10 protein-coding genes are annotated in these 9,833 nt (G+C 55.6%); 2 read left to right on the forward strand and 8 right to left on the reverse strand.

Features of this window, described 5'->3' with window-relative positions; translation table 11 throughout:
* Positions 1 to 123: 123 nt before the first annotated feature.
* The 6 genes from queA to GXP58_08580 all read right to left on the reverse strand — a co-directional run bounded on the left by queA (position 124) and on the right by GXP58_08580 (position 5,025).
* Positions 124 to 1,194, reverse strand: coding sequence for a tRNA preQ1(34) S-adenosylmethionine ribosyltransferase-isomerase QueA (gene queA, locus GXP58_08555; GenBank protein NOY53657.1), 1,071 nt, complete (start codon positions 1,192 to 1,194; stop codon positions 124 to 126).
* 6 nt (positions 1,195 to 1,200) lie between these two features.
* Positions 1,201 to 1,740: an epoxyqueuosine reductase QueH gene (locus GXP58_08560; GenBank protein NOY53658.1), complete on the reverse strand. Its 540-nt coding sequence runs from the start codon at positions 1,738 to 1,740 to the stop codon at positions 1,201 to 1,203.
* Positions 1,737 to 2,780, reverse strand: a complete 1,044-nt coding sequence (gene ruvB / locus GXP58_08565; protein NOY53659.1) for a Holliday junction branch migration DNA helicase RuvB — start codon at positions 2,778 to 2,780, stop codon at positions 1,737 to 1,739. Before ruvB ends, GXP58_08560 begins: the two co-directional genes overlap by 4 nt.
* A 368-nt stretch (positions 2,781 to 3,148) precedes the next feature.
* Entirely contained in the window at positions 3,149 to 3,754 is a 606-nt protein-coding gene (gene ruvA, locus GXP58_08570) for a Holliday junction branch migration protein RuvA (GenBank protein NOY53660.1), read from the reverse strand.
* A gap of 20 nt (positions 3,755 to 3,774) precedes the next feature.
* Positions 3,775 to 4,266 (reverse strand): crossover junction endodeoxyribonuclease RuvC, encoded by a 492-nt coding sequence (gene ruvC / locus GXP58_08575; protein ID NOY53661.1) that lies wholly within the window; start codon positions 4,264 to 4,266, stop codon positions 3,775 to 3,777.
* A 9-nt stretch (positions 4,267 to 4,275) separates the two neighbouring features.
* Complete coding sequence (locus GXP58_08580; protein NOY53662.1) at positions 4,276 to 5,025, reverse strand: YebC/PmpR family DNA-binding transcriptional regulator; 750 nt, start codon at positions 5,023 to 5,025, stop codon at positions 4,276 to 4,278.
* A 426-nt stretch (positions 5,026 to 5,451) separates the two neighbouring features.
* Between GXP58_08580 and GXP58_08585 the strand changes: the two genes are divergently transcribed.
* Positions 5,452 to 6,618 carry a response regulator gene (locus tag GXP58_08585; GenBank protein ID NOY53663.1) on the forward strand — a complete coding sequence of 389 codons (1,167 nt, stop codon included), beginning with the start codon at positions 5,452 to 5,454 and terminating at the stop codon, positions 6,616 to 6,618.
* Positions 6,619 to 6,696: 78 nt separating this feature from the next.
* Here GXP58_08585 and GXP58_08590 read toward each other — a convergent pair whose 3' ends face one another.
* On the reverse strand, positions 6,697 to 7,686 hold the full coding sequence (locus GXP58_08590) for an RnfABCDGE type electron transport complex subunit B (protein NOY53664.1): 990 nt from the start codon (positions 7,684 to 7,686) through the stop codon (positions 6,697 to 6,699).
* 154 nt (positions 7,687 to 7,840) lie between these two features.
* The gene (rsxA, locus tag GXP58_08595) at positions 7,841 to 8,419 is read right to left on the reverse strand and encodes an electron transport complex subunit RsxA (protein ID NOY53665.1); all 579 of its coding nucleotides are present in this window, start codon (positions 8,417 to 8,419) and stop codon (positions 7,841 to 7,843) included.
* Between the two features lie 129 nt (positions 8,420 to 8,548).
* On the opposite strand from rsxA, the gene GXP58_08600 reads away from it, so the two are divergent.
* Positions 8,549 to 8,839: a hypothetical protein gene (locus tag GXP58_08600; protein ID NOY53666.1), complete on the forward strand. Its 291-nt coding sequence runs from the start codon at positions 8,549 to 8,551 to the stop codon at positions 8,837 to 8,839.
* Positions 8,840 to 9,833: the final 994 nt, after the last annotated feature.

Raw genomic sequence — 9,833 nt, forward strand, 5'->3', positions numbered from 1 at the left:
GGATATAACAACTTCCCAATCCCACATCATTTAAGGTGGGGCAGGAGTACTTTTTTTTCTTGACAACTGTCAACCATATCAGCCTGTCGAAGGGCTTCGTGACTTTTTACGAGACCATCATTTTTAAAGGATCAGCATCGCATCCCCATAGGAATAAAAACGGTACTTCTTTTCAATGGCCTCCCGGTAGGCCTCATCGACCCGCTCTTTCCCGGCAAAGGCCGATACCAGCACGAGGAGGGTGGAGCGGGGAAGATGAAAGTTGGTCATTAACCCGTCTATGGCCCGGAAACCGTACCCCGGCAGAATAAAGAGATCCGTCTTCGCCGTACCGGCGCGGACCTCTCCTTCCTCCCCGACGGCCGATTCCAGGGCTCGCGTCGTCGTCGTCCCGACGGCAATCACTCGCCGATTCTCTCTGCGCGCACGATGAATCATGCTCGCCGTTTCGTCACCGATGGTATACCATTCGGAATCCATCCGATGCGTCCGGATGTCCTCCACCTGGACCGGCTTGAAGGTCCCGTAGCCGACATGGAGGGTCACAAAAGCCGTCTCCATCCCCGCGTCCCGGAGACGGGCAAGGAGACGCTCCGTAAAGTGAAGCCCTGCCGTCGGGGCCGCCACGGCGCCCGGCCGTTTCGCATAGACCGTCTGATACCGATCCCGGTCCGCATCGGCATTGACTCCGTCTCCATTTCGATGGATATAGGGCGGCAGCGGAACCGTTCCATACCGTTCCAGATAATCGAACAGAACGCGGGGGACCTCAAAACGGACAAGCCGTTTCCCTTCCCCGGAGATCTCTTCCACCACGCAGCTGCCCTCCCCCGGCAGGAGGATCCGGGTCCCTACCGAGACCTTCCCCCGAGTCAGAACCTCCCAAAGATTCTCTCCGAGATCCCGAAGGAGAAAGATCTCGATCCGCCCGCCCGTCTCCTTCTTTCCGATCAGGCGTGCCGGAAAGACCCGTGTATCATTCAGAACCAACAGGTCCCCCCGCCGGAGAATTGCCGGAAGGTCAAAGACATTCCGGTGCGACACGCCGCCCCCGGACCGGTCGAGAACCATCAGACGGGCATGATCCCGCCTGGTCTTCGGCTCCTGTGCAATACGGTCTTCGTCAAGAAGATAATCATAACTGGACAATCGAAAATCGGACAAGAAGACCTCATTCAAGTAACGAGAAAACATGTTTCCTTATTTCCCGGGACGCAGCCGGTAGCGTTCCATCTCGCTGTAGATGCAGCCGCAATAGGGCTGGCGATACATCCCCAACTTCCGGGACCGGTCGGCTCCCTCTTTCCATCCCGGACGAAAATCTTCGTAAATAAACGGGACCCCTGCCTTCTCCCCCGCCTCCTCAGCGATTTGCCGGATCAGGTCATGCTTCTGATAAATACTGTAGAGAAGCGTCGTGGAAAAACCGTCAAAGTTTCCCGCACGGGCCTCCTCTGCCGCAGAGGCAAGCCTCATCCGGTAACAGTATCGACAACGGTCTTCTTCACGAAAAACCACTTCCCGGAGAAATTCCTTCAACTGATCATCCTCCCGCACCTTGAGGGGAAGGTCAATCGAATCGGCATAATCAACGAGAGTAGCCAGCCGCTTCTTCCACTCCCGGTAGGGATGGATGTTGGGGTTAAAAAAATACCCGGTGACCTCCCGATCCGCCCGGCGGAGCCGGTCGAGGGGATAAACCGAACAGGGCCCGCAGCAGATATGAAGAAGAAGTTTCAAAACATTTCTCCCTGGGCAAGCCCGTCCTGACCGGTCCGGCCCGGAGGATAAGGGACCCCGAAATGTTCATAGGCAATCCGGGTGGCCACCCGTCCCCGGGGAGTGCGTGCCAGGTATCCGTGCTGAATCAGGTAGGGCTCAAAAACATCTTCAATCGTGTCGCGCTCCTCCCCGATGGCCGCCGAAAGGGTGGAAATCCCGACCGGCCCCCCGTCGAACTTCTCGATCAATGTCCGGATCAGTTTCTGGTCCATATGGTCCAGCCCCAGGGGGTCCACATCAAGCTGGAGCAGGGCCCGGTCGGCAATCGTCCGGGTGATGATCCCGTCCCCCTCCACCTCGGCAAAATCCCGGACCCGCCGCAGGAGACGATTGGCGATCCGCGGTGTTCCCCTGGACCGCCGGGCGATTTCATAGCCCCCCTCCTCTTCGACCTTCACGGAAAGAAGCCGGGCGGAACGAATAACGATTCTCGTCAGGTCCTCGACCCCGTAGAAGTTGAGCCGATCGACCACCCCGAACCGGTCCCGAAGGGGCGACGTCAGAAGCCCGGCCCGGGTCGTCGCCCCCACCAGGGTGAAACGGGGAAGATCGAGTTTGATCACCCGGGCCGACGGCCCTTCGCCCAACATGATATCAAGCTGGAAATCCTCCATGGCCGGGTAGAGGAGTTCCTCCACCGTCCGGTTCAGCCGGTGGATCTCATCAACGAAGAGGACGTCCCGATCCTTGAGATTGGTCAGGACGGCCGCAAGATCCCCCGGACGTTCCAGGACCGGACCGGAAGTCGCCTTGATATTGACTCCCATCTCCGACGCAATAATATGAGAAAGAGTGGTTTTCCCCAACCCCGGAGGACCGTAAAGAAGGACATGATCCAGGGCCTCTCCCCGCCCCCGGGCCGCATCGACAAAAATCCGCAGATTCCTCTTCAGCTTCTCCTGCCCCACAAAATCCGTAAGAACGTTGGGCCGAAGACTCACATCAAGGGGAATCTCTTCCTCCTGCTTTTCCGGACTGATAATCCGATCTTCTTCCATAGCTTATGCCTTGATGGTCTCGTAAAAAGTCACGAAGCCCTTCGACCCTTCGGCCAGCTCAGGACAGGCCCTTCGGCTGGCTCAGGACAGGCCCTTCGATGCTTCGATAAACTCAGCACAGGCCCGCTCAGGGCGAACGGTGTAAGTTATTGATATTCCGTTCGTGTGGTTCGGCGAACTTCCGAGCATGGTGAGCTTGCCGAACCACATGCTCGGAAAATTTAATGGACCGTTCGTGGTGAGCTTGCCGAACCACATGCTCGGAAAATTTAATGGACCGTTCGTGGTGAGCCTGTCGAACCATGAACGGAATCCGGAAAACAACTCTTTACGACTTCATCATGCCTTGCTTCCCTCGCAAGAAACCATCAAGCCTTTGAGAGCGAACGAAGGGACTCACGAATCAATTCTTCGACGGAACGTCCTTCCTCTTCGGAAGCGAGACCCCGGATGATCTCGGCCACCTCTCCCCGCTTGTACCCTAAATGAATCAGGGCCGCCACTGCGTCCTTATAAGGACACTCCTCCAGCACCTCCCTGTTGGCGGTTCCACCCCCCTCTGTATCGAGGCCGGGAGGGACCTTGTCCTTCAGCTCCATACAGATCCGTTCCGCCGTTTTCCGCCCCACGCCGGGAATCCCGCTCAACCGTCCGACATCTTCGTCCAGAATCGCCGAGCGGAGACTTCCCGCATCCAACCCGGACAGAATGGCCAATGCCATTTTCGGTCCGATCTTGGAAACGGAAATGAGCAATTTGAAAAACTCCTTTTCCGAGGCGGTCAGAAATCCGAAGATCTGAATGGCATCTTCCCGGACATGGGTATGGGTCTTCAGGCGGACCGGTTCCCCGATCTCGGGCAACTGGTCATAGGTAGAAAGAGGAATGGAGACTTGATACCCCACGCCGCCCACATCAACAATAATCTCGGAAGGGACCTTCGACTCCAGCACCCCTTTGAGCTGTGCAATCATAATGAGTCATCCGGGTTATGTTATCGGGCCAGGACTTTCATTTTCAGATTCATCTCCCGGGAATGACTGTGGCAGATGGCCAGCGCCAGGGCATCGGAGGCATCATAGGGCTCGGGAAGTTCCGCGAGAGAGAGGAGGGCTTTGACCATATGTTGAACCTGGCTCTTTTCTGCCCGGCCGGAACCGGCCAGTGTCTTTTTGACCTCCGCCGGGGTGTACTCCACCACCTCCAGCCCCTGGTTGACCGCCGCCAGGATCGCCACTCCGCGGGCATGTCCAAGTTTCAGAGCAGACTGTACATTCCGGGCCACAAAGATGTTCTCAATTGAGACCACGTCCGGTCGATAGCGCTCCATGACAATTTTCAATTCACTGTAGATCCGTTTGAGACGGGAGGAAATGGGAGAAGAGGAAGAGGTCCGGACAACACCGCAGGCAAGATAGTGAAGGGAGGTCTGCTCTTCATGGATGATCCCGAACCCGGTCCGCACCGAACCGGGATCCACGCCCAGGATACGCACTCAGGCACCTACCCTCTCAATGACTTCATCATCAATATCGAAATTGGCATGGACGGCGTTCACATCATCGTTGTCTTCCAGCGCCGCCAAAAGCTTCAACATCTGTTCCGCCTCTTTGCCTTCCAGTCGGACCGTAGTACTCGGGATCTTCGTAATCTCGGTCAGGGACAATTCAAGTCCCGCCTCCTCCAGACTCTTTTTGACCGCCTCGAAATCACCCGGCTCCATCGTAATCTCAAAGGTGTCCCCGCCGGCCTGAACATCCTCGGCACCCGCCTCCAGGGCAAGCTCCATCAGACGGTCTTCGTCCACCTTCGTCTTTTCAACAGCGATCAACCCCCGTGTCTGGAACATCCAGGCCACACAGCCGTTTTCCCCCAGGTTCCCGTTATGTTTGGAAAAGATATGACGGACCTCGGCAACGGTCCGGTTCTTGTTGTCCGTCAGGGTCTCCACCAGCACGGCCACCCCGCCGGGTCCATATCCTTCATAAGTAAATTCTTCGTAACTGATGCCCGGAAGCTCGCCCGTTCCCTTCTGGATGGCCCGTTTAATATTATCGGCCGGCATATTGACATCCTTGGCCTTCATCACCACCGTCCGAAGCCGGGGATTCGCCGATAGATCTCCGCCGCCGATCCGGGCCGCCACGGTAATCTCCTTGATCAGTTTTGTAAAGACCTTCCCCCGCTTTGCATCTGTTGCCGATTTCTTATACTTGATCGTTGCCCATTTTGAATGGCCTGACATTCCGACTGCTCCTCTTGACAAACATTTCACACCACAAGCCCCGGCGGCACAGATGCACCCTCCGGTATTGATCCGGACGAACAATCCATACCATAACCGGGCGAGAAAAGTCAAGATCCGGCGATTTTTTTCAAAAGTCAGTTCGCCGACAAAAAAACGGCCGGTGGCACAACAAACCGATCATTCTTTGAATCAGGAAAAAAACTGTGCTATGATTCAATTAAAATTGATGCTCTCGTAAAAAGTCGTTTTCCGGATTCCGTTCATGGTTCGACAGGCTCACCACGAACGGAATATCAATCACTTACACCGTTCGCCCTGAGCGGGCCTGTCCTGAGCCGGCCGAAGGGCCTGTCCTGAGCCGGTCGAAGGGCTTCGTGACTTTTTACGACACCATCAAAATTGATCACTTTCCCGGCCAAAATTATGGTTCCCGAAAATAAATCCAGAATCCTTGTCGTTGACGATGACGAAAAATCGATCCTGGTTATCCGCGACCTTCTTGAATTCGAAGGATACCGGGTCTTTACTGCATCCAACGGCCGGGAGGCACTGGAGAAAATTGAGAAAACGGAGATGGACCTGGTCATCACCGACTTCCAGATGCCTGTGATGGACGGATTTGAACTTCTCCAGGCGATCAACCGGGGGTTTCCCGAACTGCCGGTCATCATGCTCACCGGCCAGTACCGGGAAGACATGGAGCGCGCGATCACCACCCTCAAGGAAGGTGCCTATGACTACATGCTCAAACCGGTCAACCTGACGAAACTTCGCAAATCGGTTTTTTCTACACTTCAGATCAGCCAGTCCAAACGGGAAAGCCGCGCCCTGACGGAAATTCTCGAGAAAACCCTGACCGAGCTGAACAAGAAGAGTGAAAAACTGGAAGAGCTGACCCGGATCCACAACGACCTGCTCAACATCATCTCCCAGGACCTCGAAGCCCCTCTAACGATCCTCACGGGGAGTTGCAAAATGCTTCTCAAGGAAGACGAGAAAACCATCCCGCCGAAATACAAGCAACTGATTGAACTGATCGGACGGCAGGGGGAAGACATTGAAGCCATTATCTCCGACCTCCTTGATCTGGCGGTCGTCGACACGGGACCGACGGAAATTCACAAAGTGGAGACGGGGCTTCAGAAGATCCTCGACAAGTGCCGCCGGAATCTCTACACCGTGGCCGAGAACAAGGGGATCACCATCGCAGTACAACCCCCCACGGGGCTCAAACCGGTCTATGCCGATGAGGCACGGATGAAACAGGTCTTCTTCAACCTGCTCCATCAGGCCATTCATCTGAGCAACCGGAACGGGGCCATCCGGGTCGGAATCATCCCCCTGGCCCGGGATCAAAGGGTGGAGATTCTCTTTCGGAGCAGCACAATCCTCCTCGACAGGATCCAGGAAATTTTTGAAGGAAAGGAAATCATCCCCGGGATCGACAAGCAGACCCGCTACCGCCTGAGTCACTGCCGGGAAATCATCGAACTCCACGAAGGAAAGATCTGGGTGGAAGAGGGAATCGAAGGGGAGACACTCTTTTGCGTGCAGATTCCGAATCTCTTCATGAAACGGGAAAAGGACTGAATTCCGAGGCACAAAGGGGCAAAGGATGAAGAAGAAAACGGGAAAGCCGACACAGCAAAAAAGTGATCACTAAAATACTTATCTTGAAACCTTGGCCCGAGGTTCCATCTCGATCACGTCAATCGGGCAGACATCAACACAGGCCCGACACCCCACACATTTCTCCGGATCAACCACATGAAGTTTCCCTGTCTCACCGGTAATCGCCTTCACGGGACAGACCTTGACACACTCCGTACAGCCGTCGCACTTCTCCCCGATCACCGCAAGAGGATGGAGACCCGCCAACTGATCCTCGATCACCTTCGTCGGGCACTTGGCCACACAGAGACCGCATTGCCGGCACTTCTCCGGAATCACCCGGGCCAGGAAGCGGTCCATCTCGATCGCCTCGAAGGGGCAGACCTTTTTGCAGAGGCTGCATCCGATACAGCCGACGGTACAGATCTTTTTCACCGCCGCCCCCTTGTCATGAGAGGAGCAAAGCACGGTCACCTTCTTGTGGATCGGAAGGAGCTGGATAATCTTCTTCGGACAGGCGGCCACGCAGTTGCCGCAGCTCGTACACTTCGATTCATCAATCACCGGCAGACCATCCGGGCTCATCGTAATCGCGTCAAAGGGACAGGCACGCATACAGGTCCCGAACCCGAGACAGCCGTATCCACAGGCCTTGCTTCCGCCCGCCACCAGCGCCGCCGCCCGACAGTCCGAAACACCATGGTAGGTATATTTTTCTTTCGCCGCTGCATGCCCCCCCTTGCAGAGAAGCCGCGCCACGACAGGATCCCTGGTCTCGGCCTCCACACCGAGGATCTTTGCGATCACCCCGGCCGTCTCACCTCCCCCGACCGGACAGCCGCTGATCGGAGCACTCCCTTTCACCATCGCCTCGGCCATACCGCTGCACCCGGGAAAACCGCACCCCCCGCAGTTCGCCCCCGGCAGGGCCTCTAAAATCGCCTCCTGCTTCGGGTCCACCTTCACGGCAAACTTTTTGGAAGCCACCCCCAGACCGAAGGCGGCCAGGACCCCCAGACCACCCAAACTCAATATTGCCTCAATCATTTTTGATCTTTTCCCCGTGACTCCCTGTGTTCCCCTTGGTTCGTCGCTTTCTGCTTTTGATCTTGTTCTTCTCTTCGCCCTTGGCGTTCTCTGCGAGAGATGGGGTTGGTTTTAAGATCCGCCTCTCGCCAAGCCCGCAAAGATCACGAAGCCGTCACTTCACCAGCCCCGAAAACCCCATGAACGCCAGCGACAGCAACCCCGCCGTCACCAGGGCGATCGGCATCCCCTTGAAGGTCTCCGGAACCCGGGCCAGGGCAATCCGTTCCCGCAGCCCTGCAAAAAGAACCAGCGCCAGGGTAAAACCAACTGCAGCTGAAAAACCGAAGACCGTGGTCTCAACAAAATTAAAATCCTTCTGCACGTTCAGAATCGCCACACCGAGGACGGCGCAGTTCGTCGTAATCAGAGGAAGAAAGATTCCGAGGGAACCGTAAAGAGCCGGGCTCGTTTTCTGGATCACCATCTCCACCAACTGCACCAGGGCGGCAATCACCAAGATGAAGGCAATCGTCTGAAGATACTCGATCCCGTAGGGAACAAGAATGTAGCGCTGAACGAGGAAAGTCACTACCGAGGCCACAGTCATCACGAAGATCACGGCCATCCCCATCCCGACCGCCGTCTCCACCTTCTTCGAGACCCCTAAAAAGGGGCAGATCCCCAAGAATCGGGCCAAAACAAAATTGTTGACCAGGACCGCCCCGATCACCAGTAGAAAGATCTCAAACATATCTCACTCCACACGATACATGATTTTCGACATAGTAGGGTTCGCGAAGAAAAATGTCAAGAGGGAATGAGCGCCTGCGCCCCGATTACCCCGGGGCGGTGGGCTTAGCAAAGGAATGCGGCAGGGAAAATGAATGTCGATGCTCGGCTTTGTGGAGGGACCCCGTTCCTCCCCTCCGGAGCGTTGGGTAAGACCCGCCCCGGCAGTTGCCCCCGATGTCATTCCGACCGGCTCTGGGGTCACGGTTTTGTAGAGAGGCTATTTGACGGTTTTTCCGTTCCCCTGTTGATAAGACGTTACCGGTGCAGTCTGTGCGGCTGCATCATCACCCTCCGGCCGGACAGCCATTTCCCCCGGATCCAGGCGCCAAAAGAGGAGATTCGATCCGCTCTTTCCCACCGGATTGCAACCGGCCGATAGCCTGCCGGTCGACGGCCCACCGGCCGATGGCCCACCGGCCTCTTCCCGCCCCGTGCCCGGCACTATTTGCGCAATCTGAGGCGAAACGCCCTGGCTTCTCTGTCCGATCTATGGAAAGGGGGTCTGCCGGCGGCCTTTGACACCCTGATCGATCGAGGACATATCCCTGTCTGCGTGCAACGCACAGGCAGGCCGCTCTGCCGGCCCATTGAATCCGCTTGTACGACTGATGGCGGGTCACCCTACCGGGGTTTGCCGGTGACAACCCCTTTTTTCTCATGGTACGGTCCATCAAACCATCAAAGAAAATAGGAACAGCGACCATTATATTCCTTTGCGTGGCCGCCCTCTCTTCTTTGCCATTGAATCTCGGCCAACGATCTTTCCAATCTTTCGAATAAATGCATCCCCACCGCAAGGACGTCCGGTAAGGGAATTTCTTCTGAGAGCACTCACCAACCGGTCATCCTCTCTTTCCATTAACTAACCACGCCAATCCTGAATTCTGGTTGTCAGATTGCAATCTCCCCACAAAACAAGATCCGTTTCACTTTTGATATGACTTTTCGCACTTGACCACTTGTAATTCTCGTAAAATCTCCATCTTCTTCAAATACCGTCTGACGGTAGTTGCCCCTCTGTGTCACATGATGCGGATATCCCTGGGCTACGGCTCTTGCTATTCTTGGCATGAGAAGGATGTATCATATTTCCAAAGCTGTCAATAAAAATGGTCGCTGTCCCTATTTTCTTGTGTATTTTCTTGAAGTCGTAAAAAGTCCGTTCGACCCTTCGACACGCTCAGGACGAACGGTGTAAGTCATTGATATTCCGTTCGTGTGGTTCGGCAAGCTTCCGAGCATGGTGAGCTTGCCGAACCACATGCTCGGAAAGCTTAATGGACCGTTCGTGGTGAGACATAATGGCTGACAGTTGGCAAAAAAGTGCCTGCCCCTTGCCAACGTGGGTTATGCTGGAAATTATTAACCCCGGC

Source organism: Deltaproteobacteria bacterium, assembly GCA_013151235.1.
GTDB lineage: Bacteria > CG2-30-53-67 > CG2-30-53-67 > CG2-30-53-67 > CG2-30-53-67 > JAADIO01.